Annotated in this window: 25 protein-coding genes; 8 read left to right on the top strand and 17 right to left on the bottom strand. The window is 65.0% G+C overall.

Annotated features, from left to right (window positions below):
• The first annotated feature begins 87 nt into the window (after positions 1 to 87).
• Positions 88 to 519 (top strand): YbaN family protein, encoded by a 432-nt coding sequence (locus tag SIN08_RS11695; protein WP_322451750.1) that lies wholly within the window; start codon positions 88 to 90, stop codon positions 517 to 519.
• A gap of 127 nt (positions 520 to 646) precedes the next feature.
• Here the strand turns inward: SIN08_RS11695 and SIN08_RS11700 are convergent, their stop codons facing one another.
• From SIN08_RS11700 to SIN08_RS11745, 10 genes are all read right to left on the bottom strand, one after another.
• Entirely contained in the window at positions 647 to 1,819 is a 1,173-nt protein-coding gene (locus tag SIN08_RS11700; protein WP_322451752.1) for an alpha-hydroxy acid oxidase, read from the bottom strand.
• 13 nt (positions 1,820 to 1,832) lie between these two features.
• The gene (locus SIN08_RS11705; RefSeq protein WP_322452150.1) at positions 1,833 to 3,071 is read right to left on the bottom strand and encodes a hypothetical protein; all 1,239 of its coding nucleotides are present in this window, start codon (positions 3,069 to 3,071) and stop codon (positions 1,833 to 1,835) included.
• 91 nt (positions 3,072 to 3,162) lie between these two features.
• Positions 3,163 to 3,930 (bottom strand): histidine utilization repressor, encoded by a 768-nt coding sequence (hutC, locus tag SIN08_RS11710; RefSeq protein ID WP_322451753.1) that lies wholly within the window; start codon positions 3,928 to 3,930, stop codon positions 3,163 to 3,165.
• Positions 3,923 to 4,942: a zinc-dependent alcohol dehydrogenase gene (locus SIN08_RS11715; protein WP_322451754.1), complete on the bottom strand. Its 1,020-nt coding sequence runs from the start codon at positions 4,940 to 4,942 to the stop codon at positions 3,923 to 3,925. Before SIN08_RS11715 ends, hutC begins: the two co-directional genes overlap by 8 nt.
• Positions 4,939 to 6,267 (bottom strand): histidinol dehydrogenase, encoded by a 1,329-nt coding sequence (gene hisD, locus SIN08_RS11720; RefSeq protein WP_322451755.1) that lies wholly within the window; start codon positions 6,265 to 6,267, stop codon positions 4,939 to 4,941. The genes SIN08_RS11715 and hisD overlap by 4 nt, the downstream gene beginning before the upstream one ends.
• 40 nt (positions 6,268 to 6,307) lie before the next feature.
• Positions 6,308 to 7,108: an ABC transporter permease gene (locus tag SIN08_RS11725; protein WP_322451756.1), complete on the bottom strand. Its 801-nt coding sequence runs from the start codon at positions 7,106 to 7,108 to the stop codon at positions 6,308 to 6,310.
• A complete protein-coding gene (locus SIN08_RS11730; RefSeq protein ID WP_322451757.1) occupies positions 7,105 to 8,049 on the bottom strand; it encodes an ABC transporter permease in 945 nt (314 codons plus the stop codon). The genes SIN08_RS11725 and SIN08_RS11730 overlap by 4 nt, the downstream gene beginning before the upstream one ends.
• Before the next feature lie 75 nt (positions 8,050 to 8,124).
• Entirely contained in the window at positions 8,125 to 9,237 is a 1,113-nt protein-coding gene (locus SIN08_RS11735; protein ID WP_322451758.1) for a PotD/PotF family extracellular solute-binding protein, read from the bottom strand.
• 41 nt (positions 9,238 to 9,278) lie between these two features.
• Positions 9,279 to 10,436, bottom strand: a complete 1,158-nt coding sequence (locus tag SIN08_RS11740) for an ABC transporter ATP-binding protein (RefSeq protein ID WP_322451759.1) — start codon at positions 10,434 to 10,436, stop codon at positions 9,279 to 9,281.
• A 96-nt stretch (positions 10,437 to 10,532) separates the two neighbouring features.
• A complete protein-coding gene (locus SIN08_RS11745; RefSeq protein WP_322451760.1) occupies positions 10,533 to 11,306 on the bottom strand; it encodes a glucose 1-dehydrogenase in 774 nt (257 codons plus the stop codon).
• Positions 11,307 to 11,433: 127 nt separating this feature from the next.
• Between SIN08_RS11745 and SIN08_RS11750 the strand changes: the two genes are divergently transcribed.
• Together SIN08_RS11750 and SIN08_RS11755 are read left to right on the top strand one after the other, a co-directional pair.
• On the top strand, positions 11,434 to 12,543 hold the full coding sequence (locus SIN08_RS11750; RefSeq protein ID WP_322451761.1) for a histidinol-phosphate transaminase: 1,110 nt from the start codon (positions 11,434 to 11,436) through the stop codon (positions 12,541 to 12,543).
• Between the two features lie 162 nt (positions 12,544 to 12,705).
• Complete coding sequence (locus SIN08_RS11755) at positions 12,706 to 13,659, top strand: Gfo/Idh/MocA family oxidoreductase (RefSeq protein WP_322451762.1); 954 nt, start codon at positions 12,706 to 12,708, stop codon at positions 13,657 to 13,659.
• 24 nt (positions 13,660 to 13,683) lie between these two features.
• Here SIN08_RS11755 and mnmA read toward each other — a convergent pair whose 3' ends face one another.
• Positions 13,684 to 14,859, bottom strand: coding sequence for a tRNA 2-thiouridine(34) synthase MnmA (gene mnmA / locus SIN08_RS11760; protein ID WP_322452151.1), 1,176 nt, complete (start codon positions 14,857 to 14,859; stop codon positions 13,684 to 13,686).
• A gap of 246 nt (positions 14,860 to 15,105) precedes the next feature.
• On the opposite strand from mnmA, the gene SIN08_RS11765 reads away from it, so the two are divergent.
• A complete protein-coding gene (locus tag SIN08_RS11765) occupies positions 15,106 to 15,381 on the top strand; it encodes a DUF1153 domain-containing protein (protein WP_028032565.1) in 276 nt (91 codons plus the stop codon).
• A gap of 254 nt (positions 15,382 to 15,635) precedes the next feature.
• Here the strand turns inward: SIN08_RS11765 and SIN08_RS11770 are convergent, their stop codons facing one another.
• On the bottom strand, positions 15,636 to 16,010 hold the full coding sequence (locus tag SIN08_RS11770) for a flagellar export protein FliJ (protein WP_322451763.1): 375 nt from the start codon (positions 16,008 to 16,010) through the stop codon (positions 15,636 to 15,638).
• Between the two features lie 433 nt (positions 16,011 to 16,443).
• Between SIN08_RS11770 and ctrA the strand changes: the two genes are divergently transcribed.
• On the top strand, positions 16,444 to 17,139 hold the full coding sequence (ctrA, locus tag SIN08_RS11775; protein ID WP_322451764.1) for a response regulator transcription factor CtrA: 696 nt from the start codon (positions 16,444 to 16,446) through the stop codon (positions 17,137 to 17,139).
• A gap of 86 nt (positions 17,140 to 17,225) precedes the next feature.
• Here the strand turns inward: ctrA and SIN08_RS11780 are convergent, their stop codons facing one another.
• Entirely contained in the window at positions 17,226 to 17,594 is a 369-nt protein-coding gene (locus tag SIN08_RS11780) for a response regulator (RefSeq protein WP_322451765.1), read from the bottom strand.
• An 89-nt stretch (positions 17,595 to 17,683) separates the two neighbouring features.
• Positions 17,684 to 18,313 carry a histidine phosphotransferase ChpT gene (gene chpT, locus SIN08_RS11785; RefSeq protein ID WP_322451766.1) on the bottom strand — a complete coding sequence of 210 codons (630 nt, stop codon included), beginning with the start codon at positions 18,311 to 18,313 and terminating at the stop codon, positions 17,684 to 17,686.
• A gap of 306 nt (positions 18,314 to 18,619) precedes the next feature.
• Between chpT and SIN08_RS11790 the strand changes: the two genes are divergently transcribed.
• Positions 18,620 to 19,207 (top strand): DUF1134 domain-containing protein, encoded by a 588-nt coding sequence (locus tag SIN08_RS11790; RefSeq protein WP_322452152.1) that lies wholly within the window; start codon positions 18,620 to 18,622, stop codon positions 19,205 to 19,207.
• Positions 19,208 to 19,332: 125 nt separating this feature from the next.
• The gene (locus SIN08_RS11795; protein ID WP_322451767.1) at positions 19,333 to 20,547 is read left to right on the top strand and encodes a hypothetical protein; all 1,215 of its coding nucleotides are present in this window, start codon (positions 19,333 to 19,335) and stop codon (positions 20,545 to 20,547) included.
• A 7-nt stretch (positions 20,548 to 20,554) separates the two neighbouring features.
• On the opposite strand, the gene SIN08_RS11800 is transcribed toward SIN08_RS11795, so the two are convergent.
• The 3 genes from SIN08_RS11800 to SIN08_RS11810 are packed head-to-tail and all read right to left on the bottom strand — an operon-like array spanning position 20,555 to position 22,582.
• Positions 20,555 to 21,364: an RNA methyltransferase gene (locus SIN08_RS11800; RefSeq protein ID WP_322451768.1), complete on the bottom strand. Its 810-nt coding sequence runs from the start codon at positions 21,362 to 21,364 to the stop codon at positions 20,555 to 20,557.
• Between the two features lie 5 nt (positions 21,365 to 21,369).
• Positions 21,370 to 22,122, bottom strand: coding sequence for a HugZ family protein (locus SIN08_RS11805; protein WP_322451769.1), 753 nt, complete (start codon positions 22,120 to 22,122; stop codon positions 21,370 to 21,372).
• Positions 22,123 to 22,177: 55 nt separating this feature from the next.
• Positions 22,178 to 22,582 (bottom strand): hypothetical protein, encoded by a 405-nt coding sequence (locus tag SIN08_RS11810; protein ID WP_322451770.1) that lies wholly within the window; start codon positions 22,580 to 22,582, stop codon positions 22,178 to 22,180.
• A 159-nt stretch (positions 22,583 to 22,741) separates the two neighbouring features.
• Here SIN08_RS11810 and SIN08_RS11815 point away from each other — a divergent pair, with 159 nt between their 5' ends.
• Positions 22,742 to 23,719, top strand: coding sequence for a LysR family transcriptional regulator (locus SIN08_RS11815; RefSeq protein ID WP_322451771.1), 978 nt, complete (start codon positions 22,742 to 22,744; stop codon positions 23,717 to 23,719).
• The last annotated feature ends 20 nt before the right edge of the window (positions 23,720 to 23,739 follow it).

Consider the following 23,739-nt stretch of genomic DNA (forward strand, 5'->3'; position numbering starts at 1 on the left):
AATCCATCTCCGCCTTTGTAATCATGGCGCTACTTCCGGGAGGCGGGCAGTGCCGGGAGCAATGTCCCACCGAGAAAGGGTCGCTCATTGGGTGAATACAGAAAAAGCGGCCTCATCGCCCTTGGCTGCCTGATGCTCCTGCTCGCCGTCGTCGGGGCAGTGTTGCCCCTCATGCCAACGACGATCTTCCTCATTCTGGCGCTATGGTTCTTCGCGCGTTCGTCGCCGCGGCTTGAAGCCTGGATGCTCTCTCATCCGCGCTTCGGTCCGCCCCTGCGTGCATGGCGCGAAGAGGGCGCGGTGTCACGCCACGCCAAAATCATGGCCTGCGCGGGCATGGCAATCGGCTACGGAGCCTTTCTGCTTGCGGTGGAGCCGGTCCCGTGGCTCGCCGTTCTTGTTGCGCTGGCTCTGATCGGTTCGGCGGTATATGTGGTTTCCCGGCCCGAGGTGCAAAAAGCGGCATCGTCGCAGGAGAAGCGTGCGCCGGCAGACGATCACCAAAGGGAGGAGGACTGATGCGATTGTCACGACAATCGTAGATCACCATCGATCGGCCTGAACCCTTCGGTGAAGGGCGCCGTTGCGACCGTACCCGTCGTTCACCCGTTGTCATCCGGTGCCGGCCCAGGCCGTTGGCGTTAGATCAGCGCACCGGAGCCTGTAAGTGGCCACCGGCATCGGTGAGCGCCGCCCGACCCTTGCGCTTCAAGGCGTCAACGGAGGCGAGCCCCATCAGGGTCAGCGTGATCTCGATCTCGTCGCGCAAAAGGGCGATCACCCGCTCCACGCCGGGACGGCCGGACGCTGCAAGCCCATATGTGTAGGCCCGGCCGAGCATCACGCCGTCGGCGCCGAGTGCGAGCGCCTTCACGATGTCGGAGCCGCGGCGGAAACCGCCGTCGATCATGACGCCCATTTCCGGGCCGACGGCCTCACGAATGGCCGCCAGGGCGGCGATGGTGGAACTGGCCCCGTCGAGCTGGCGCCCGCCATGGTTGGAAACGACGACGGCATCGGCGCCGTGCTTGCGGGCGGAAAGCGCGTCGGCGGCCGAGAGGACCCCCTTGATCACCAGCCGCCCCTTCCAGTTCCGCCGCAGCCATTCGACGTCGCGCCAACTCAGGGTCTTGTCGATGTTTCGTGACAGGTTCGCCGCCTGCTGCAGGATGTTTCCGCCGAAGGCGGGGCGCTCGCGCAGCATGCCGACCTTCGGCGTGCCGGCCCGCGCCATGTCCAGGCACCAGCGCGGTCGCCTGGCCATGGAAAGGAGAAGGCCGGGCGTGAGACGTTCGAGCGAGCGGAAACCGTTGCGCACGTCACGCTCACGCACCGCGGTGACGGCTGTGTCGACAGTGAGGTGGAGCGTGTCGACCCCGGCGTCCTCGGCCGTTCGAAGCAGCTCCGTGCAGAGGCCCCGGTCCTTCAGAATGTAGAGCTGAAAATGCAGATCCGCGCCGGTCTCGGCGCGCAGGTCGGCGAGCGAGGCGATGGAGAAGGTGGACAGGCACAGCGGAATGCCGGCCGCATGGGCAGCTTTGATGGCCTTCATCTCGCCGTTTCCCGCGTAGAGCCCGAGAAAGCCGACCGGCCCCAGCATGAAGGGCAGGGCATGGCGCGCGCCGAGATATGTCGTCGACAGATCCGCCGCATCGACACCCGTCAGGACACTCTGCTCGAGACGGTAGCGGGCGAAGTCCTCGCGGTTGGCGCGCATGGTCGCCTCGCCGAAGGCGCCGCCGTCGATGTAGTCGAAGAAGATCTTCGGCAGGCGCCGGCGTGCGGCCTTACGCATATCGTCGATGTTGACGGGCGTCATGACGGGCTCGGTCTCACGCAGGTGCGGCGGGGGCGGGTTTGTCCGGATCGATCGCGTCGAGGAACTGGGTCACCAGATCCTCTCCCTCGCGCGGCGGGCTCCCGGCCATCACGGCCATGGAGAAGGCGATGAGCGAGGAGACCGGCGTATGGGTGCCGGAACCGGCGCGCAGCTTCATCACCAGGGTGGGGCAGAGAAAAAGCCCCAGTCGCAGCACGTCGCGCCAGTCCGCCGGCAGCATCTCCCTCTCCTTCAGGGTTTGCAGAAGCGGCCGCCAGAGATGTCTCGCCTTGACGTCGAGCAAGGCGTGGCGGACGCGCGTCGGTTTCCAGTCGGTCTCGATGAAGAGCGTGCCGTCCGCATAGCGCGCCGCTGCATGAAAGCGCTGCGTGGCCTCGGCCGGATCGTAGAGCCAGAGCGGATGGGCGAAGACGTTGTGGAAGGTCGCCTTCACCTCCGCGAGCAGCGTGGGAATGTCGGCGCCGGCGAAGGCAGGATCGAAGAAGGCGAGCCGGGCACCATCCTTTCCTCGTTCGTACCAGACATTGGCGTTGTGCGCGTCGCCATGGGCGGTGATGCCGCCCGCATCGGCAAGACGTGCCGGGTCGAGCCGCCGGGCTGCAGCGGTGAACAGTGCGCCGACCGAATGTTCATAGCGGCGGCCGTTGATGACGAAGCGGGCCTCTCTAAAATGGTCCCAGTCGAGCTCGACGCCCGGAAAGCGGAATGTCTTGCCGACATAGAAGCTCTTGTAGCGCCCGCCGGGCAGGGCTCCGGTTTCGGGGTCGATCAGGCGTTCGTAGAACAGCCGATGGATCGGCTCGGCGCGGACCTCGTCCACCGTGACCGGGTGCAACGTGGCGCGGTAGACGGCAAGGAGCCGTTCCGAGAGATCCCGCTCCGCCGAAACCGCCTCCCTTTCGACAGCCTCGTCCGGTGCAAGGTCGAGCGCCCGCAGAACGTCCGAAAAGCGCGGATCCTGCCGGCGGCGATAGATGAGGATCTGCTCGCCGGGTAGGACGGACTTATAGAGGGGCTGGTCGACGGGCAGGCCGGCCTCGGCCAGGATGTCGGCGCGGTAGTATTCACCGCTCATCGCTTCCTCGCCTTCCTCCTGGTGGAACTTGAAGAAGAAGGCGCCGTCGTCCGTCTCGAAGAAGCCGTTGAGCGAATTGAGGCTGTAGCGGTCCCGGTTGATGGTGACCGCGCGGGCCCGGATATCGAAAAGGTCGAGCAGAAGCCCGGCCAGCAGGCGGCCTGCTTCCGCCTCGTCGGTCGCGGCGAGGCGGCGGATCGCGGCGGTTCTGCTCGAAGGTGTGCTGTCGCCTGTCACGGTCGTTTCCTTAGCCCACGGAGGCCGGGGTGTAGCGGCTGCCCAGCGAATAGCGCCCGCCGGCATAGACGAGCTTGTTGACCGTCGCCACGGTCGCACCGGACCAGGTGCGGCGGTGCAGAAGCAGACAGGGATCGCCGGGACGGAGCATCAGGAGCCGCGCCGTCTCCTCGTCGGCGGCGATCGCCGAGATGACGTGCTCCACCTCCGTCAGCGGGGTGTTCTTCTGGAGGTAATCGTAGGTGGTGATGGTCTCGAAATCCTGCTTGTCGTAATCGGGCAGCAATTCGGCGTTGACGAAGCGCTCTTCGAGCTGCACCGGCACGTCGTTCTCGTAGTGCACGATGAGGGAGTGGCCGATGGGGATGCTCCGGCCGGCCTCGAAGGCGGCGGTCAGTTCGGCCGAGGACGGCATCGTCTCCAGCACGATCACGCTCGCCTTGTGGCGGCCGTTGCGCTGGTGGATCTCGTTGGCGATGTTCTTGATCTCGATCAGCGCCGACTGGGGCTTGGGCGGCGCGACGAAGGTGCCGACACCCTGGATACGCAGGAGATATCCTTCCGAGGTCAGCTCGCGCAGCGCCCGATGCACGGTCATGCGGGAAACGCCGAGCGCGGAGACGAGCTCGTTTTCGGAGGGAAGCTTGTGGTGCCGGCTCCATTTGCCGCTGCCGATGTTGGCAAGGACGTACTCCTTGACCTTTTCATAGAGCGGTCCTGCGGAGGTGGAGAGCGCCTCGATCCGCGTCTGCTTGCCGGAGGCCGCGTTATCAGACATGGCCGCTCTCTCCGATCTGCAGGATGGTCTTGAGCCCACGGCTGTCGCCCGCCAGAAGACGGGCATAGGCCGCCGGTACCTCTTCGAGAGGGATGCGTTCGCCGATGAAGCGCGCGAGCGCCGGCTGCAGATCCGACAGAAGCGCGACCGCCTCGGGCAGTTCGTGCGTGAAGGCGTGGCAGCCGATCAGGGCGGTCTCGCGCTCCACGAGCAGGTTCGGGTCGAGCTCCATCGCACCATGGGCAATGCCCACGAGCGCCAGCGAGCCGCCGCCTGCAAGGGCTTTGAGCAGCTTTTCCATCACGCCGATATTGCCGGTCGCATCGAGCGCATAGCGCAGCGGAGGGTCGCCGCCCGCCGTCGCGATATCATCGAGATCGATGGTGCGTGCGCCGGTCACGTCCGCGACAAGTGCAACGCGCGCGGCGTTCTTATCGGCTACCAGCAGCGGGCCCGTGTGAAACCGCGCCAGAAGCAGTGCGGCAAGGCCGCCGATCGGGCCGCAGCCGGCGACGAGAACCGCTTCGCCCGCCGGCACGGCTTGCTTGCGCACCGCGTGCAATGCCACCGCGAGCGGTTCGGCCATGGCGGCGATCGCCGGGTCGAGCGCGGGATCGTGCTTGATGAGAAGCCGCGCCGGCAGGAGCGTTTCCTCGGCAAAGCCGCCGTCGCACAGCTCGCCGACGAAGCCGAGGCTCTCGCAGATGTTCTGCCGCCCGCTCCGGCAGGCCGGGCATTTTCCGCACCAGTAACGCGAGTCGGCGACCACCGTGTCGCCCGGCGCGAAGCCGGTGACGGCGGCGCCGACTTCCGTGACGATGGCTGCGAACTCGTGGCCTGCGACCGATGGCGCGCGGCTGATCCACTGGCCGGTGCTGAAATTGTGCAGGTCGGAGCCGCAAATGCCGGCGGCCCGCACCTTCAGGCGCACCTCATCGGCTCCCGGCGAACCGGGCCTCTCGATCGCCTCGACCCGCAGATCTCGGGCCGCGTAGAGGCGCACTGCCTTCATCGCTCCCCCCGCAGATAGGTATCGCGGACATCGGAGACGGCGCGCTCATGCGAGGAGAAGCCTTCGTAGCGCGCCAGTGTCCGGGCGTGGCCGGCGAATTCGGGATAGGCGGATGCCGTCACGTAGCCGATCGAGGAGCGCTTGACGAAGTCCGTGACCGACAGCGGCCCGAAGGTGCGCGCCCAGCGGCTGGTCGGCAGCACCGCGTTCGGACCGAGACCGAAATTGGCGATGGAGACCGGCGTGTGCGGGCCCATCAGGATCTCGGCAGCTTCCGTGATGTGGGAGAGGTGCGCAAAGGGGTCCGTCGAAAGAATCTCCAGATGCTCCGGCGCATAATCGTTGACGAAGCGGTAGCTCTCCTCGACCGAGGGCGTGAGCAGAACGCCGCCGTAGCGGCCGGTCAGCACCGCCTTGGAGAAGGCGACGCGCTGCTCGGTCATCTCGGCCCAATGGTCCGGCAGGGCGGCGAGCGCTTCCTCCGCCACCCGCCTGCTGTGGGTGACGAGCCAGGCCGAGGAATCCGGCCCGTGCTCGGCCTCGACCAGGAGGTCTAGCGCGGCAAGGCCGCCGCAAACGGTGTCGTCGGCGAAGATCACGGCCTCCGAGGGGCCGGCCGGCAGGCCGGGGTCGATGACGCCGGCAAGAAGCCGCTTGGCCGCCACCACCCAGGGGCTGCCCGGTCCGACGATCTTCAGGGCCGGTTTCACCGTCTCCGTGCCGTAGGCAACCGCGGCGACTGCCTGCGCGCCGCCGCATTTATACACCGTTTCCACGCCCGCGAGCCGCGCTGCCACCAAGGTCGCAGCGTCCACCGAGCCGTCCGGCGCCGGCGGGGTGGCGATGGCAAGCTCCGGCACGCCGGCAACGACGGCGGGAACCGCCGTCATCATGGTGACGGAAGGAAAGGCGCCCTTGCCGCGCGGTATGTAGAGCGCGACGGACCGGATTGGCGTGAACCGGTCGCCGGCATAGGCGCCCGGCCGCATCTCCTTCAGCCACATGGCTTCCGGCTTCTGCTCCTCGTGGAAGCGGCGGATGTTGTCGATGCCGAACTTGATCGCTTCGACGACGCTGTCCTCGACCTGGTCGAACGCCGCATCGAACTCGGCCTCCGTCGCCTTGAGCCCGCCTGCGGAGAGGTCCGCCTTGTCGAGCTCGCGGGCAAAGCGCACGAGGGCCGCGTCGCCTTCCGCCCACACGGCCTCGATGATGGGCTTCACCTTCTCGATGACGCCGGAAAGGTCCGTTTCGGAGCGGCGCAACAGGGCGGCGCGCTGCTCGGCGTCCAGCTTGTCGAACTCGTGATAGGAGACGTCGGTCATTGTGTTCCCTCGTTTCTTCGGCTTCCGGACCCGCCGGCCCTCACTTCGACTTCAGGAAGACATCGAGCCCGACCAGCCGGTCGAGCAGCGTGATCGCGGCGACGGCGCAGGCGATGAACACCACCGAGATGGCCGCCAGGTCGGGCGTGATGATGGAGCGGATGGAGTTGTAGATCTGCACCGGCAGGGTGACGATGCGGGCATCCACCAGCAGGAGGCTCACCAGGAACTCGTTGAGCGCCAGGATGAACATCAAAAGCGAGCCGGTGATGACGCCGGGCATCACGGCCGGCAGGGTCACGTGGAAGAAAGTCTGCAGCGGCGGCGCACCGCAATTGGCGGCGGCCAGCTCAAGATCGGGATCGAGGCTCGCGGCACTCCCCGTTACCGCCCAGATCATGAAGGGCAGGTTGATGACGCAGCAGGCGATACCCACCGGCCACAACTGGCCGAGAACACCCGCCTCGCCGAAGACGAGCATCAGGCCGATGCCGGAGCCGATCAGCGGAATTGTGAAGGGCAGAAGCAGATAGGTCTGGATCGTCTTTTCGAAACGGACCCCATATTTGGCGAGCGCGATGCCGGCCAGCGTTCCGACCGGCAGCGCGACGAGGGTGCAGATCGTGGCCACATAGACCGAGCGCAGAAACGCGTCCCACAGGGCGCGGGCGCGGGCGATCTCGCCGTACCATTTCAGCGAGAAGCCGTCGGGCGGAAAGGTGATGATGTTGCCCGAGGTGAAGGAGGCGCCGAGCACGACGATGGTGGGCGCTGAAAGCACCACGATGGTGATGAGGATGAAGGTCCACAGCGTGACGGTCTTGCTGAGCGGCGCGTTCATCGGCGGGTCCTCCCCATGGCCAGCGTGCCGGCGCCGAAGAGCGTGAAGATCAGCCCGACCACCAGCGAGCCGACGGCCACCAGCATGAGCGCCAGCGTTGCGCCCAGGCCCTGGTCGGAGGTGCGGAAGAACTGGTCGTAGATGGCGTTGGCGATGAAGTCCTGGGAGCCGCCGCCGAGGATCGCCGGCATGGCGAAATCGGTCAGCGACAGGGTGATGACCACAATACCGGCGCCAATGATGCCGGGACGGGCGAGCGGCAGCACCACGTGGATGAAGGTGCGCACCCAGTTCGCCCCGAGCGAGCCGGCGGCGGCCTCGAACTCCTCGGGGATGGCCGTCAGCGCCGGGGCCAGCATCAGGACCCCGAAGGGCAGCATGTACTGCACCAGGCCGAACAGCACGGCCGGATAATTGTAGAGCAGGCGCATCGGCTCGACGCCGACGAGGCCGAGCGCCTCGTTCACCATGCCCTGGTTGCCGAGGATGATGAGCCAGCCATAGGCGCGCACCACCTGGCCGATGAAGAAGGGCAGGAAGAGCGCGATGAGCAGGAACTTGCGCAAGCCCGCAGAAGGGGTGCGCACCATCACATAGGCATAGGGAAAGGCGAAGGCGAGCGTGATCACCGTGACGATCAGCGCGCCGAGCAGGCTGCGCATCGCCACGGTCGCGAAAAACGGCTCGGTAAAGGCGCGGTGATAGTTCGCCAGCGTGTAATCCTGCGACATCATGAAGGTGCTGGTGTCGAGGGTGCGCAGGCTGGTGTCGGTGATCTGCACGAGCCCGAGCACCAGAAGCCCGACGAGCAGGATGGCCGGCGCCAGCATGAGGTACGGCACGGCGCGCTTGAAGTTCGCCGGCCAGACGAAGGCCGCGAAGGCTTCCAGCGCATCCATGATGCGCCATGTCATCGGATAGGCAGCGCGCGCGGCTCGCATGCGGTCACATCCCGGCGTTCGTGGAGGAGAGGGGACGCGCCGCCGCCTTCCAAGAGCGGCGGCGCATGCGGGCGGTCAGCCCTGCATGATGGCCTTGAACTTGGCGAACCAGTCGCTCTCGTTCTCCACCTGGACCTTGGAGGAGATGCGGATCAGGTTCTCGAAATCCTCTTCCTCGGTCGGATAGGACGGATCGCCGACAAGGTCTTCCGGCGGCGTCAGGCCGGGCACCACGCCGGGCAGGCCGAGACCGTCGAGCCAGACCTGCTGCGCTTCCCTGGTCAGGGCGAAGTTGATGTACTGCCTGGCCCAGTATAGCTCGTTCTCCGGCAGGCCCTTCGGGATCCACAGGCCGTCCGTATCGAACTTGGCGCCTTCCTCCGGCACCACCCAGTCGATCTCGATGCCGTTCTTCTTGGCCTCGCGCGCATTGGTGGAAATGGTGCAGGCGGCGTCGATCTCGCCGTTCTGGAACCAGGTGGTGAAGTCCGGGTCCTCGCCCAGGAGCGGCTCCTGCTTCTTGATTTCGGCAATGAAGTCCCAACAAGGCTGCATGTTCTCGGGGATATCCTCGAGCGAGCCGCCGCCGGCGACCTGGGCCGGGAAATGGAAGCCGATGCCGTCATTGTAGAGCGCGATGCGGCCCTTGAAGCGTGGGTCGAGCAGATCCCGCCAGGACTGGGGCGGTCCGTCCGGGAAAGCCTCGGGGCGGTAGGCCAGCACATAGACATAGCCGTAGGTGTTGACGATCGGATAGCCGTCGAGGCCGACCGGCTTTGCCAGCTCCGTCACATTGGCGAGGTTAGGCAGGTCGGAAAGGTCTTCCGTCACCCCGCGCAGCGCCGATTTGGTGGCGTTGGTGGTGGTGTCCCAGTTGATGTGAATGGGCGGGATGCGGTTCTGGGCGACGGCGGCCCAGACCTTCGGCTGGATCTCGTTGTCCTCGGTCAGGTCGTGGCGCACGGCGATGCCGGTCATCTCGGTGAAGGGATCGGAGACGCCCGCCTTCAGGCTTTCAACCCAGCTTCCGCCCCAGGCGCGGACGATGATTTCGCCCGGCTTCTCAGGCTCCTGCGCGAAGGCGCCGCGCATGCCGAGGGCTGTAAGGCCGGCGGCGCCGCCGAGCGCGGCCGCTCCGCTCAGGAATTGCCGGCGGCGCAGTGGGATGGATGGAAATTTTCTGCTCATGGGATTCTCCTCTATTGGTTTCGGGCTGTTGTTGTTGTCCGTTACCGTTCCGCCTCGTCGCTGAAAAAGCGCATGTCGCGCGCCTTCCAGGCGAGCACGATCTCGTCTCCGGGCTCCGGCTGGCCATGCGCGAGCGGGTCGTGGTGGAAGACGCGCATGATCGCATCCCCGAACTCGGGGACGCGCACCTCGTAGACGATCCGCTCTCCCTCGAAGATGGCGTCCGAGATCGTTCCCTTGACGCTGTCCTGCGCAGCATCGGCGGCCAGCGGCTCGCGCGCGATCCAGATCCGCTCGGCACGGATGGCGCCGGCGACGTTGCTCCCGGCCACCGGCGGGTTGTGCATGTTGCCCGGAACGCCCGTGATTTCCCTCTCCCCGTGGCGGACCACCACCTGCCCGTCGCCCACGGAGCGCACCGTTCCGGATATGAAGTTGGTCACGCCGATGAAATTGGCGACGAAGGCATTCTTCGGATCGCTGTAGGTTTGCGCCGGCTGCGCCTTCTGCTGGATCTCGCCGTCGTTCATGACGATGATCTCGTCGGAAACCACCAGCGCCTCGCGCTGGTCGTGCGTCACGTTGATGGTGGTGACGCCGAGTTCGCGCTGGATGCGGCGGAATTCGAGCTGCATCTCCTCGCGCAGCTTGCGGTCGAGCGCGGCCAGCGGCTCGTCGAGCAGGAGAAGGTCGGGCTCGAATACCAGGGCGCGGGCGATCGCGACGCGCTGCTGCTGGCCGCCGGAAAGCTCGTGGATGCGCCGATGGCCGTAGCCGCCGAGCTTGACCAGGTCGAGGTAGCGATCGACCCGCTCGGGAATCTTTCGCGCGTCGGTGCGCCGCATCTTCAGCGGGAAGGCGACGTTTTCCGATGCCGTCATGTGCGGGAAAAGCGCTAGGCGCTGGAACACCATGCCGATCGAGCGCTTGTGCGCGGGCACGGCGCTGACGGCTTGACCATTGATGAAGATCTCGCCCCTGGTCGGCTGCTGAAAGCCGGCGATAAGGCGCAGGAGCGTCGTCTTGCCCGAGCCGGAGGGGCCGAGAATGGTGAGAAACTTACCCTTGGGGAGATCGAACGTCGCGTCCTTCACCGCATGGACGCCGCTGAAGACCATGCTGACATTCTGTACGGATACGGCTACCGGCCGGTCGCCCGGAATGGACTCTGCCCGTGCCTCCCTTACAGTTTCATCCATTCTGTTCCCCTTCGTGGCGCTCGTGCTGTTCTTCGGTTTGGCGCCTTATGTCGTCTATACAACCATGTACAAGAGCTTGCAAGCATGGCCGGCCCTTCAGATCGCGGCCAGATAGCCGCCGTCGACGGGTATGCACTGGCCGGTCACATAGGCCGAAGCATCGCTGGCGAGAAAAAGGACGGTGCCTGCCAGGTCCTCCATCCGACCGAAGCGTTTCTGCGGGATCTTCTCCAGCATCGACTCCTGCCATTCGGGATCGCGGTAGAAAACATCGGTCATGGCGGTGCGGAAATAGCCGGGCGCGATGGCATTGACGCGGATGTCGAGCGGCGCCCACTCCGCGGCGAGGGCCCGCGTCATGCCGAGGAGTCCAGTCTTCGAGGACCCATACGGGACGGCGGTCGGCACGCCCACATAGGAGGTCAGCGAGCAAAGGTTGACGATCGCCCCGGGCCGGCCGCGCTGCTGCATCTTTCGCGCCGCCGCCTGGGAACAGAAGAAGGAGCCCTTCAGGTTGGTCGAGACGATCCGGTCCCACAACTCCTCGTCCAGTTCTAGCGAGGGATGCACCTGCTCATAGCCGGCGTTGTTCAGGAGAATGTCCAGGCCGCCCATCGCGTCGGCAGCTTTCGCAACTGCCTCCCGGCAGGCCTCCACATCCCGCACATCCAGGGACAGGGGGTGGGCTTGCGCCCCTGTCTGCTCGATGCGCGTGCATGTCTCGTCGAGCGATGCGGTTTCGCGGGCGGTGACGGCGACGTCGGCGCCGGCTGCCGCCAGGGCTTCGGCCATCGCCTGGCCGAGGCCGCGGCTTGCGCCGGTCACAAGCGCCTTGCGGCCGCTCAGGTCGAACAGTCTCGAAACTTCCATGCTCGGCTCCCCCGTCTGTTCTGCCCGCTCCCGGCTGGTCAAGTCGCGTCGTTGTCTATACAATCATATACAACAGCGTGATTGCAACATCACTTTCAGCCGCGGTGAGGCAAAGGAGTTATCAAGAGTGTCGGGGTCATTCCATCTCATTCGCCCGGAAGTGCAAGGGCTTTCCCCCTATAATGCCGGCTTGACGCTGGCCGAGGTGAAAGCCCGCCACGATCCGCCCCGTATTGCCAAGCTCGGATCCAACGAGAACCCGCTGGGGCCTTCTTCGAAGGTCGATACGCTTGCCGGGGAGTTGCGCGCTCTCGCACGCCATTATCCGGATCCTTCCGGAAGTGCCCTCGCGGCAGCCATTGCCGAGGCCTTCTCGCTGACGCCCGGTCAGGTGATCCTTGGCAATGGGTCGGAAGACCTCATCGCGGTGATCTGCCGGACGGTGCTGCGCCCCGGTGATCGCGTGGTGACGCTCTATCCGTCCTTTCCGCTGCATGAGGATTATGCGGCAATCATGGGGGCACGCATCGAGCGCGTGGGGCTCAGCGACGACCTGACCATCGATGTCGACAAGCTCGTCTCGGCCGTCTGTGCGCCGGCACGAATGGTGATCTTCTCCAACCCGATGAACCCCGTAGGAAGCTGGCTCGATCCGGCGGCGCTGGCTCGGATCGTCGACGCGCTTCATCCCGACACGCTTCTGGTGGTGGACGAGGCCTATGCCGAATACGCGGCCGGCGAGGATTACTGCTCGGCTTTGTCTCTTCTTAAAGGTGGGACTAGACCTTGGATCGTGCTGCGGACGTTTTCCAAGGCCTATGGCCTGGCGGGCTTCCGCATCGGCTTCGGGCTGGTGAGCGAGCCCGGCCTGCGCGCCTATCTCGACCGTGCGCGCACGCCGTTCAACACCAATGCGCTCGCACAAGCCGCTGCATGCGTTGCGCTTGGGGACACGGACCATCTGGCGCGCGTCGTCGCCCTGGCGGTGAGCGAGCGGCGGCGCGTTTCGGAGCGCCTTACCGCCATGGGGTTGCGCACCGCGCCGTCGAAAGGGAATTTCCTGTTCGTGGACATGGGCGGCGACGACGCCGCCGTGAGCGAGAAACTCCTGCGCCACGGGGTGATCGTCAAGCCGTGGAGGCAGGAAGGATATCGGTCTTTCATGCGCGTGACCGTCGGTAGCCGGGAGGAGAACGATCATTTCCTCGAGGCTTTGGGCGCAGTGCGGGTGCCGTAGGTTCCGCGCCGCTACCGGGCGCGCACATTGGCGCAGGCTTGGTTAAGAGAGCGGGTTACCGGGGATTCAAATTTCTGCCTTACGGAAGAAGCATCTCACGGGCTTGAGTTGAAACGCCCGCGCCGATATGTGTCGGCAACGCCAAACCTTTGTGAAGATTGTATGAAGCCGCGTATCGCAGTTCTGGGGTGTGGATATTGGGGCGCGAACCACATCCGCACATTGAAATCTCTCGGCGCGTTGAGCGCGGTTTCGGATGCCAACCAGGCACGTATGGAAGGGTTTGCGAGCGAGCATGACTGCCGTGCCGTCGATCCCGAGGCGCTGTTTGACGATCAGGAGATCGATGCGATCGTCATGGCGCTGCCGCCGCAGCACCATGCGACATATGCCATGCGCGCCGTGGCCGCGGGAAAGGACGTTCTGGTCGAAAAGCCCATTGCGCTCACCGTCGAGGATGCCGAGAAGGCGGTGAAGGCGGCGCGCGAAGCCAAGCGCATTTTCATGGTCGGGCACGTGCTGCGCTTCCATCCCGCCTTCGAGACGCTGAAGGCGCTCATCGACACGGGCGAATTGGGCGAGTTGCGCTACATACACTCGCATCGGCTGGGCCTGGGGAAATTCCATACCGAGAACGACGCCCTGTGGGACCTCGCCCCGCACGATTTATCCATGATCCTGGCCATTACGGGGGCGGGGCCGGTGGAAGTCCGCGGCGAGGGGGCGGCCCTGCTCGATCATCTCAGCGACTTCGCTCATCTGCACATGCAGTTCGAGAACGGGCTGCGCAGCCACCTCTTCGCCTCCAGGCTCAACCCGTATCGCGAGCGCCGCCTGACGGTGGTGGGCACGAAGGCTATGGCCGTCTTCGACGATGTCGAGCCCTGGGGGCGCAAGCTCGCCGTCTACCGCCACGCCATCTGGCAGGACAGCGGACAGTGGGCCTTCACCACCAATGAGCCGAGCTATGTCCCGGTCGAGGAGGGGATGCCGCTGACCCGCGAGCTGGAGCATTTCCTCGAATGCATCGAGACGCGCGTGGAGCCGCGGACCCCGGGCGAGGAAGCGGTGGAGGTGCTGCGGATCCTGACCGCCGGCACGGTCTCCCACGCCTGAGGGAGCGGCAACCTCGGCGCGGAATCAGGCCGGCAGGTTTTCCAGCCGTGCAAGCTGCGCTTCCGCCTCGGCGCGGCGTTCCGAACGCTCGATGAACCCACCGCCTAAGACGCGCGCTTCCGCTCCCTCGTCGGAGTAAAGCACGCAGGCCTGGCCGGGGGCGACGCCGGCTTCTCCCTCGTGCAGTTCGACAAAGGTGCCACCGTCGCGATGATAGAGCGTGGCCGGGCTCGGCGGCCGCGTCGAACGCACCTTCGCCCAAACCTCCATGCCTTCGGCGGAAATCGCGTCCAGCGGGCCGTTGCCCAGCCAGTTGACCTGGCGCAGATAGAGCCGCCGCGTTTCCAGCGCCTCGCGCGGGCCGACGATGACGCGCGCCCTTTCGGCGTCGATATGCACCACGTAAAGGGGCTCGCCGGTGGCGATACCGATGCCGCGGCGCTGGCCGATGGTGAAGCGCAGGATGCCCTCGTGCCGGCCGAGCACGCGGCCGTCGATATGCACGATGTCGCCGGGATTGGAGGCCTCCGGCTTCAGGCGCGAGATGATATCCGAGTACTTTCCGCGCGGCACGAAGCAGATGTCCTGGCTGTCCTGCTTGGTCGCCACGGACAAACCCATCTCCTCGGCGATTTGCCGCACCTGCGGCTTGGACAACTCTCCCAGCGGAAAGCGCAGAAAGTCGATCTGCGCTTGCGTGGTGGCAAAAAGGAAATAGCTCTGGTCGCGGTCGGCATCGACCGGCCGGAAGAGCGCGCGGTGCGCACCGTTGGGGCGGGAGCGGATATAATGGCCGGTGGCGAGCGCATCCGCGCCCAGATCGCGGGCGGTCCCCAAGAGGTCGGAAAACTTGACGGTCTGGTTGCAGGACACGCACGGTATCGGTGTCTCGCCGGAAATGTAGCTTTCCGCGAAGGGATCGATGACCGCCTTGCGGAAGCGCTCCTCATAATCGAGCACGTAGTGGGCGATGCCCAGCGTCTCGGCCACGCGGCGCGCGTCGTCGATATCCTGGCCCGCGCAGCAGGAGCCCGGGCGGTGCGTGGCCGCGCCGTGGTCGTAGAGTTGGAGGGTCACCCCAACCACCTCATAGCCCTGCCGGGCCAGTATGCCGGCCACCACGGACGAATCCACGCCGCCTGACATGGCGACGACGACGCGTGTATCCTCGGGGCTTCCGGGTAGGTCGAGGCTGTTCATCGGTTTCATTCCCGTTCCGGTCGCAGGCTACATGGCAATGCTGCATTGCAAGGTCAAGACGTGCAAGCGCCCCTTTCGCAGCGCGGTCTCGCCTGGCGGATATTCCGCATTTGAATCGATATGCGGACAAATCCCTAACGCGGGATTCATTTGTATTACGCTAGTCTTACCACGCGTTTAGGCAATTCTTAAAGCTGCGGCGGTACCGTCGTCGCGATTGGGTCTTGGGTTAGTGTAGAGAGTACGATGACCGATCTGGTGCGACCGCGCGTAAAATATGTGATTGGGCCTGACGGCAGTCCGCTGACGATTGCCGACCTGCCGCCGACCAACACGCGCCGTTGGGTCATACGCCGCAAGGCCGAAGTGGTTGCCGCCGTGCGCGGCGGGCTGTTGAGCCTGGAAGAGGCATGTCAGCGCTATCGGCTGACGGTCGAGGAGTTCCTGTCCTGGCAGGCCTCGATCGACGAATACGGCCTGCAGGGGCTGCGCACGACGCGCATTCAGCAATACCGTCACTGAAAGGGCTGTTTCGAAGAGCGCGACAGCCCGCGACAAGTCACGGAAAGCACTTATCCTGAAGAAATCGAGCGGCAGGCGGGGACCGCAAGCGTGCGTCCCTTCGCTCTTGATTGGTCGTCGTTAGGGAAAGGCGCCGATTAGCCGGCCTCGTCGCGGCGGCTGCCTCCATGCGCGTCCACGCTGCTCTTCCTCGCGTGTGGCCGCGCCGGCAGCGCCGGAGGCGGGCAGGCGATCTTCTGTTTCGGCGGCTTCCGTCAGCCGGTGAGGGCGCGGGCTTCCTCGTCACCGCCGCGCTGCTTGCCGTCGCGCGATTCCAGCGCTTCCGCCTTCTTCAGCTCTGCCTCGAGTTCGGCGAGTTCCTCCTCGGCCTGCGCCTTCTGCTGGGAAAGCTCGCTCTGCGAATCCCGCAGGTTGTCGCGGCGCAAGCGGGCGGCCTTGGCGAAGGTGGGATAAGCGAAATGGTTCTGGTCGGTGATGCCGGCCTTGCCTTCCTCGGCGGTGATTTGGGCATCCAGTTCGGCGGCCATGCGGTCGAACTCGGCGATCATGGTGTCCAGCTGGGTGATGCGGCGGCGCTTTTCGTTGACCTGAAACTGCTTCAACCGGACAATACTCGTACGTGACTTCATCCCTCACACTCCCAAACGCGGACCAACACCCCAAATCGACCGGCCGGCAAAGCCCCTTGCCCGCATTCCTGCCGGACGCTTGGAAAACGAAATCCTAAGATTCCTCCCGGGCGGTAACCATTCGTTTACGGGCATTGTTAATCATATGGCCCAGGGCTTAAGGCGCGGTAAAGATTCGAGGAGATCGCCCGGCGGCCACGAGCGCAGCGGGCCTGATACCACGGCTTGAAAGGGTGTTCAGGCACGGCGCGTACCGAAGTTGATTCAATATTTGGATTCAAGGACGTGATCGAAAAAGCTGAAATATGCCATCAGCGCTTGCAAGGGCGAATCAGATTTTGTTAACCATTAACTGGCAGCCTCTGATTCAGGCGATCACTGCTCCGGTGCCGGATTGCTCACGACCCGGTTCGGCGGCGGAAAGGGGAAAGAAATGCGTGTTCTGCTGATTGAAGACGACAGTGCGACGGCACAGAGCATTGAGCTGATGCTGAAGTCGGAGAGCTTCAACGTCTACACGACCGATCTCGGCGAAGAGGGCGTCGACCTCGGCAAGCTGTACGACTACGACATCATCCTGCTCGATCTCAACCTGCCCGACATGTCCGGCTACGAGGTGCTCAGGACGCTTCGCCTTTCCAAGGTGAAGACGCCGATCCTCATTCTTTCCGGCATGGCCGGCATCGAGGATAAGGTGAGGGGGCTCGGCTTCGGCGCCGACGACTACATGACCAAGCCCTTCCACAAGGACGAACTGGTGGCGCGTATCCACGCCATCGTCCGCCGTTCGAAGGGCCACGCGCAATCGATCATCACCACGGGCGACCTGGTGGTGAACCTCGACGCCAAGACCGTCGAGGTCGCCGGCCAGCGGGTGCATCTGACCGGCAAGGAATACCAGATGCTGGAGCTGCTCTCGCTGCGCAAGGGCACCACGCTGACCAAGGAGATGTTCCTCAACCATCTCTATGGCGGCATGGACGAGCCGGAACTGAAGATCATCGACGTCTTCATCTGCAAGCTGCGCAAGAAGCTCGATACGGCTTCGGGTGGCCAGAACTTCATCGAGACCGTCTGGGGCCGCGGCTATGTGCTGCGCGAGCCGGAGGAAATCCGCGAGAGCGCGTAATCCGCCACCCTTCGCCATGAAAAACCCGGCTTCGGCCGGGTTTTGCTATAGGGGCGGTGCCGAGGATGGCCGACGCGAAAAACGCGTCAGGCGGCCAGCCGGTGCTCGCGGAAACTTTCCAGGAGTTGTGGCCGCGTGAAGGGCTTCATCACATAGCCCCGAGCGCCGGCGCGCTTGGCGCGCATGATGCGGCCGAGATCGAGCTCGCAGGTGCACAGGAGGAGGCGGGGCTTCACCGCTGCTTCCAGCGCCATCAGTCGCTGAATCAGTTCGACCGAATCCATGTCCGGCAGCATGCTGTCGACCACCGCGACATCCGGCATCTCGTGGCTGCAGATCTCGATGGCCTCATAGGCGGTGGCCGCCTCGCCCACGAGCATTTCCGGGCCGGCGAGAATCCGCTTGGCCACCTTTCGGATGACGCTCGAGTCGTCGACGATCAAACAACGCTTCATGGTCCGGTTCCCGTGGCTGACGGCTCTGGCCTGAAGCAAGGTTAACCCGGCCTGGTAAAGCCGAGGCAAACCGGAATGGTTAACAATGCCTAACGCGCGCCGATCACGATCTCTTCCGCCGAGCCGCGGAGTGAGATCGTCATGTTCGTCTCCCGGGCGAGCAGGAGCGTGTAGTAGAACTGCACGCTGTGGGCATCGACCGGTTCCTCGGGCTCGCGTCCGGTATGCAATTCGAGGAATTTCGGGGGTACGCGAACCATCGGCCCATGGGCAACGACGGTGAACTTCGGTGCGGTCTCGAGTTCCTCCAGCCGGACCGTCAGCTTGCCGCCGCGGGGGATGGCGCTGTTGGCCACCAGGATCAGATTCAGCAGGAGCTTGACCTTGTTCTTCGGCAGGAGCGCTCGTCCGCCGATCCACTCCAGCTCCGGCTTTTCGTTACGGATGAAGGCGCCGGCGACGTTCTCGGCGTCTCCCGTGTCGATCTGCATGCCCGCGGAACCTGCGGCCCCGAAGGCGATGCGGGCGAACTGCAGCCGGGCGGAGGCATTGGCGGCGCTGGTGCGGATGAGCTGCATGGCGTCTTCCTCCGCGCCGCCCTCGTCGAGCAACTCCAACCCGTTGTTGATCGCTCCGACGGGAGAGATGATGTCATGGCAGACACGGCTGCAAAGCAGTGCAGCGAGATCGGTGGCGCTGAGCGAAAAGATGTCCGTCATTGTCTGAGCCGTTCCGTCGATGGTTTTGCCGAACCAAGAGGCGGGGCCGAACCCCACGCCCGCGAATCGCATTGTCGTCAATTGCGCCGTTGGTACACGTCCCGCGCTTTAGCGGCAACAAAGCGGCGCGGACCGCAGCGGAAATGGGGCAGACGGTCAGGACGCCGGGAGAATGAGAAATGCGGGTTAATGGTTGAAAAAGGATTACGGCCTAGAATCGCATTTTCCGTAATCGGACATGCGGGGTGCCCGAGAGGCAATGCAGTTCGCACGTGCCATCGCGTCACAATGGAGATGAAAACGATGATGCCAATCAGCCTCTTCAGCCGCCTGAAAGCGCATCTTGCCGTTCTGCTGCTGGCGATCCTGAGCGCCGCGATCATACTGCCCGCGTCCTCCGCACGGGCGCAGGAGGGCTACTCGATGGAGGAGATCGTCGAGGCCGGCAGCAACTTCTTCGGCGCCACCACTGGCGGTCTCGCGACGGCGGTGGAGAAGATCTTCTCCGCCTACGGCCTGCCCAACGGTTATGTCCTCGGCGAGGAAGGCTCCGGCGCCATCGTCGGCGGCCTGACCTATGGCGAGGGGACGCTTTACACCAAGAATGCGGGCGACCATGCGGTTTTTTGGCAAGGCCCTTCGGTGGGCTGGGACTTCGGCGCCCAGGGCTCGCGCGTCATGGTGCTCGTCTACAATCTCAACACTATAGACGACCTTTACCGTCGTTTCGCCGGCGTGGCAGGGTCGGCCTATCTGGTCGCCGGGCTCGGTTTCAACGTGTTGAAGAACAACGACGTGCTCATCGTGCCGATCCGCACGGGCGTCGGCGCCCGTCTCGGGGTCAATCTGGGCTATCTGAAGATGACGGCCCGGCCGACATGGAACCCCTTCTAAGCGAAGGGCTGGTGCCGAGGGCCTTGGCATCACTCTTTCGGTGGGGCCCTCCGCCTATCGCAACACTGGATTTGCCGCTGCGGGTCGTGGCACAGTAGCGGATCTATCGGCGACGGATTTGCCCCGTGATCCAGACTGTCCTGTCCTTTGCTCTCGGTTTTCTCGTCGCGGCGATTCTCGCGCTCTCGGTGGCGCCCGCCTTGTGGCGCCGTGCCGGTATTCACATGCGCCGTCACATGGAAGCGTCCATGCCGATGTCGCGCGAGGAACTGGAGGCGCAGGTCGACGCGCTGAGGGCCGAGCACGCTATGGCCATGCGGCGGCTGGAGATGAAGGCGGAGGCGATCAAGCAGAAGGCCGCGCAAGATCTGGTGGAGATCAATCTCCAGCGCGAGGAGATCAAGCGCCTGGAGGAGGCGTGCGCCGAACGCGACGAGACCATCGGCCGAATGGAGGCTGATCGCGAGGCATTGTCGGAGCGCTTTTCCGAACGCGAGCGGGAGATAGAGGCGCTGAGGGCAAGGCTTGCCGAAGACAGGCAGGCGCTGAAAAGGCAAGTGGAGGAGGTGGAGGAGCTTTCACGCCTCTATGAGGAGGCGAGCCTGACGTCCAGCAGCCGGCAGATCGAGCTGGTGGCGCGTGAGGCGGACATCGAGCGCCTTCAGGATGCGAATGCGACCCTGCGCGCCCAGCGCAAGGAGGCCGAGCGCGCCATGCGGGATGCGGTGGCCGAGAAGGGGCAGCTCGAGGAAGCCTTGCGCGTCGAACGGGAACGTGCCGCCAATCTGGAGCGCAAGGTCGAGCGCATGATGACCAATCTCTCCACCCGTGACGAGCGGCTGGAACGGCGCGAAAGGGAGATTGCGCGCTTGAAGCAAAAGATCAGGGACGGGAAGGGGCAAACCGGGCCTGACGGCATTCCGCTGGCCGGTATCGACGAGGGACGGGAAGAGGCCGGAGCGGTGGAGCTTGCGGCCGACGCGCCGGCTCTCCTGCCGCAAGACCACGGCTTGAACGGAGCCTCCGGCGCGCGGACGGAAATCGAGCGGCTGCGCTCGCGTCTGGCGACGCTGATGCGGCAGAACAAGAAACTGCGCACGGAGATCGCGGCCGGCGCGAATACGCCCGACCGAGAGGGGGAGGAGGAACTGCGCGAACAGATTTCCAGCCTGGCGGCGGAGGTGGTTAACATCACGGCAGCGCTCGAAGGCCCGGATTCCCCCATCGATCAAGCGCTGTCGGAAGACCCGCCGGGCGGTGACGACGGCGTCGGAGCCGGGCCGCCCAGCCTCGCCGAGCGCGTGCGCGCCTTGCGCCGGGGTTCGCCGGCGGCCGAATAGGGCTATCTTATTTATCGGGCCGCCACAGGTGATGCAGTGCAATCGCCGAGGCGGCGGCGACGTTCAGGCTGTCGAAATCGTCGCGCATGGCGATGCGCACCGTCGGCAGGCGCTCGAGGAGAGCCGGCGGAAGCCCGGGACCTTCGGCGCCGAGCAGCAGCGCCGTTCGCGGCCCGGTCGCAACCTCGGTGATTTCGCGCGTCCCTCCGGGGCTTAATGCCAGCATCGCAAAACTGTGCGCTGCAAGCGTGGCGGCGAGCGTTTCGGTGCTTGATGTGCGGGCGAAGGGCACCTTCAGTGCCGCGCCCACCGAAACGCGGATCGCCTTGCGGTAGAGCGGATCGCAACAGTGCCCGTCCAAAAGCACGGCATCGACACCGAAGGCGGCGGCGTTGCGGAAGATCGCACCCATATTGTCGTGATTGGCGATTCCCGCGAGGGCGACCACGAGGGCTTTTTCGGGCAGGCGCGAAACGAGCGTGTCGGGGTTTTCCTCGACCGCGCGGCGGCCGATCGCCAGCACGCCGCGATGCATGGGGAAGCCGGCAATGGCATCCATCACCGGACCGGCGGCCACATAGACAGGCACTTCCGCCGGGATGCGCGTCAGGAGATCGTCCATGCCGGCCACGCGGTTTTGCCGGAGAAGAACGGATTCGGCGGCAAAGCGGGCCGTCGAGAACAGCACGCTCAAGACCACCTTGCCCTCGGCGACGAAGCGGCCCTGGCGGCCGACCAGATCGCGCTCGCGGATGTCGCGATAGGCGGCAATGCGCGGGTCGTCGGGGTCGTCGATCGGGATGAGGTCGCGCGGCATCTCAATCAGGCGCCGCGCGCCCTCTTCGCCATGGCGACCAGAACGGGGCGCATCTGCGCCGCCTCTTCCAGCGGCGCGTCGAAGAAGACCCGGCGCACCTCATCGCCCCTGGCGAGGTCGATGCCGTCGGCGTCGATGCCCGTCAGCGACCATTTGCCGGGTGTCCCGCCAGCCAGCGCAACGGCGTAATTCTTAACGGCGTCCGCGTGATCCGCGTTCATGTGGTCGAGCGCGCCCTGTTCCATCTCCACGAGTGCCTCGTTCGCCGGGCTCGTGGTGACGACGTCGGCGCGGTCAAGCCGGTAGGCGCGGGCGAAGCCGCCGTTCAGCGCCGCGCCTTCCGGGCTCAACCGGTGGAAGGCGAAATCCGCGAAATCAGCGTAGAGACGGGCCTTGGGGTGACGGTTCAGATAGCGGCGCTTGGCGTGTGCGTGTTCATCCGTGTCACGCGCCAGCTTGTCCGCCCGCGCCTTCAGCGTCAGGCGCGGATGGGCGAGGGGATCGCCCTTGCCCGGCTCGCCGACAAGCAGCGAGCAGCGCGGATCGGCTTCGAGTGCCCGGGTGTGCGCCGAAAGCGCGGAAACCAGGATGAGCGGTGCGCCATCCATGCCCGTGGCCACCGCCACCCGTGTGACCTGCGGCGCGCCGTCTGCCGGATCGAGCGTTGCAAGGGCGCCGAACCGGGCGGTGCGGAGGAGCGTCTTCGCCAGGCGGATTGCCTCGGCATTGGTTTCGAGGATCGGGTCGGTCTTTGCCATGGCTCCGGCATGCCGGACGGCCGGGAATTTGGCAAGGGGTGTTTCCCGGTTAAGATCAGGCGGGCGAGCGCATGCCGCGCACGGTACTCGGCTGCTCCCTGGCGAAGACCACCAATCCGAACAGCAGCACACCGGCAAAGGTGACGAGGGAACTGATCGCCACCAGCGGCTCCAGCGCCGGGTTGCCGAGCAGCATGAAGAGCAGTGACGGAGTGAGCACGACCACGCCGGTCGTGTAGACACCGTACTGGATACGGGCAAGACGCCCTGCCGCCTTGGCCGGGTTGAGCGCGTAATAGACACCGAACAGCGCCATCGTCACCCACCCAAGCAGGTTGGTATGTGCATGGGCTCCGATGATGTTGTGATTGCCCGATATGGACATGTACAGCCCCATGCCGATGCCGAAGATGAGGAAGACGATCGCCGTCTTGAAGAAATGCTGTGCCACGGTCGGCATGTGTTTTGCCCCTATTTTATCCAATCGCATAAGATTAATGGCTAACTCGCGCGGCGGGAAATCGAATGTCATTATGCAGGCCATTGACGGCATGGATTTTTGCCGGGCGGCGGGCAGGGGGACCGGGAGTGCCGGCCGTCATTGCGGGTGGAGCACTCCGTGAACTTGAATTCCTTCGATCTCAATCTTCTGCGTGTCTTCGACGCCTTGCTCAAGGAGCGCAGCGTCACGCGCGCCGGGGCCCGCATCGGGCTCAGCCAGCCTGCCGTCAGTGCTGCGCTCGGCCGGCTGCGCCATGCCTTCCATGACGAGCTTTTCGTTCGTGCCGGCGCGCAGATGGTGCCTACCACGCGCGCGGCCGCTCTTGCAGAATCGGTCAGTGAGGCCCTTGCCACGCTCGAAGCGGCCTTCGCCCGCTACTCGATGCTCGAACCGAAGAGGCTGGAACGGAGCTATACGCTGCTCGGGGCGGATTTCTTCTCGATGCTCTTCATGCCCAAATTTGCCGCCGCGCTTGCTCCACATGCACCCGGTGTCCGCCTGAGATTGATCGATGCGAGCCGTGGCGACGGGGTTCAGCTTCTGCGAGAGGGCACCGTCGATGTCGTTCTCGAATATCTCTCACAGGTTCCGGGCTGGATTTCGCGCGCGCGGCTCTTCCGATCCTGTTTCGTCGCCGTTACCAGCCGGCACAATCCCCGCCTGCGGGGACTGGTCCCGGCAGAAGGACAATTGCTGCCCTCAAGCGTGTTTCGCGAATGCGCGTTTGCAGTCTATTCGCTCGATGGCGGCGAGACCGGCTGTGCGGTCGAAGCGTTGCGGTCGGTAGGCCTGGGGCAGCGCGCCGCTCTCGCGCTGCCGCATCTCCAGGCGACGGCGCAGGCCGCCGCCGACAGCGATCTCGTCGCGCTGATGCCCTGTCAGTTCGCCGAGGCGGTGGCCGAAAGACTGGACCTGGCGATCTATCGCGTTCCGGTTCCCATGCCGTTTCTCAAGTTCGAGATGTACTGGCACGTACGCGCCGACGACGACCTGCAACACGCATGGCTGCGGGCGCAGATCGCCGAAACGGTGACGGCACTCGGTTTCGAAGACTGCGCGCTGCGCTACCTGGGACCGGAACGCGCGACGGCTTAGCACAATCGCTGGACAGTCGG

Source organism: Chelativorans sp. M5D2P16, assembly GCF_034427935.1.
Taxonomy (GTDB): Bacteria; Pseudomonadota; Alphaproteobacteria; order Rhizobiales; family Rhizobiaceae; genus Chelativorans.

Excerpts from the sequence above, each read along its gene's own strand:
- SIN08_RS11730 (WP_322451757.1), bottom strand. The coding sequence starts at position 8,049 with ATGCGAGCCGCGCGCGCTGCCTATCCGATGACATGGCGCATCATGGAT.
- SIN08_RS11715 (WP_322451754.1), bottom strand. The coding sequence starts at position 4,942 with ATGAAGGCAGTGCGCCTCTACGCGGCCCGAGATCTGCGGGTCGAGGCG.
- SIN08_RS11790 (WP_322452152.1), top strand. The coding sequence starts at position 18,620 with ATGCCAATCAGCCTCTTCAGCCGCCTGAAAGCGCATCTTGCCGTTCTG.
- SIN08_RS11800 (WP_322451768.1), bottom strand. The coding sequence starts at position 21,364 with ATGCCGCGCGACCTCATCCCGATCGACGACCCCGACGACCCGCGCATT.
- mnmA (WP_322452151.1), bottom strand. The coding sequence starts at position 14,859 with ATGAACAGCCTCGACCTACCCGGAAGCCCCGAGGATACACGCGTCGTC.
- SIN08_RS11805 (WP_322451769.1), bottom strand. The coding sequence starts at position 22,122 with ATGGCAAAGACCGACCCGATCCTCGAAACCAATGCCGAGGCAATCCGC.
- SIN08_RS11745 (WP_322451760.1), bottom strand. The coding sequence starts at position 11,306 with ATGGAAGTTTCGAGACTGTTCGACCTGAGCGGCCGCAAGGCGCTTGTG.
- ctrA (WP_322451764.1), top strand. The coding sequence starts at position 16,444 with ATGCGTGTTCTGCTGATTGAAGACGACAGTGCGACGGCACAGAGCATT.
- SIN08_RS11700 (WP_322451752.1), bottom strand. The coding sequence starts at position 1,819 with ATGACGCCCGTCAACATCGACGATATGCGTAAGGCCGCACGCCGGCGC.
- SIN08_RS11755 (WP_322451762.1), top strand. The coding sequence starts at position 12,706 with ATGAAGCCGCGTATCGCAGTTCTGGGGTGTGGATATTGGGGCGCGAAC.
- hisD (WP_322451755.1), bottom strand. The coding sequence starts at position 6,267 with ATGACCGACGTCTCCTATCACGAGTTCGACAAGCTGGACGCCGAGCAG.
- SIN08_RS11735 (WP_322451758.1), bottom strand. The coding sequence starts at position 9,237 with ATGAGCAGAAAATTTCCATCCATCCCACTGCGCCGCCGGCAATTCCTG.
- SIN08_RS11810 (WP_322451770.1), bottom strand. The coding sequence starts at position 22,582 with ATGCCGACCGTGGCACAGCATTTCTTCAAGACGGCGATCGTCTTCCTC.
- SIN08_RS11780 (WP_322451765.1), bottom strand. The coding sequence starts at position 17,594 with ATGAAGCGTTGTTTGATCGTCGACGACTCGAGCGTCATCCGAAAGGTG.
- SIN08_RS11770 (WP_322451763.1), bottom strand. The coding sequence starts at position 16,010 with ATGAAGTCACGTACGAGTATTGTCCGGTTGAAGCAGTTTCAGGTCAAC.
- SIN08_RS11765 (WP_028032565.1), top strand. The coding sequence starts at position 15,106 with ATGACCGATCTGGTGCGACCGCGCGTAAAATATGTGATTGGGCCTGAC.
- SIN08_RS11740 (WP_322451759.1), bottom strand. The coding sequence starts at position 10,436 with ATGGATGAAACTGTAAGGGAGGCACGGGCAGAGTCCATTCCGGGCGAC.
- hutC (WP_322451753.1), bottom strand. The coding sequence starts at position 3,930 with ATGTCTGATAACGCGGCCTCCGGCAAGCAGACGCGGATCGAGGCGCTC.
- chpT (WP_322451766.1), bottom strand. The coding sequence starts at position 18,313 with ATGACGGACATCTTTTCGCTCAGCGCCACCGATCTCGCTGCACTGCTT.
- SIN08_RS11725 (WP_322451756.1), bottom strand. The coding sequence starts at position 7,108 with ATGAACGCGCCGCTCAGCAAGACCGTCACGCTGTGGACCTTCATCCTC.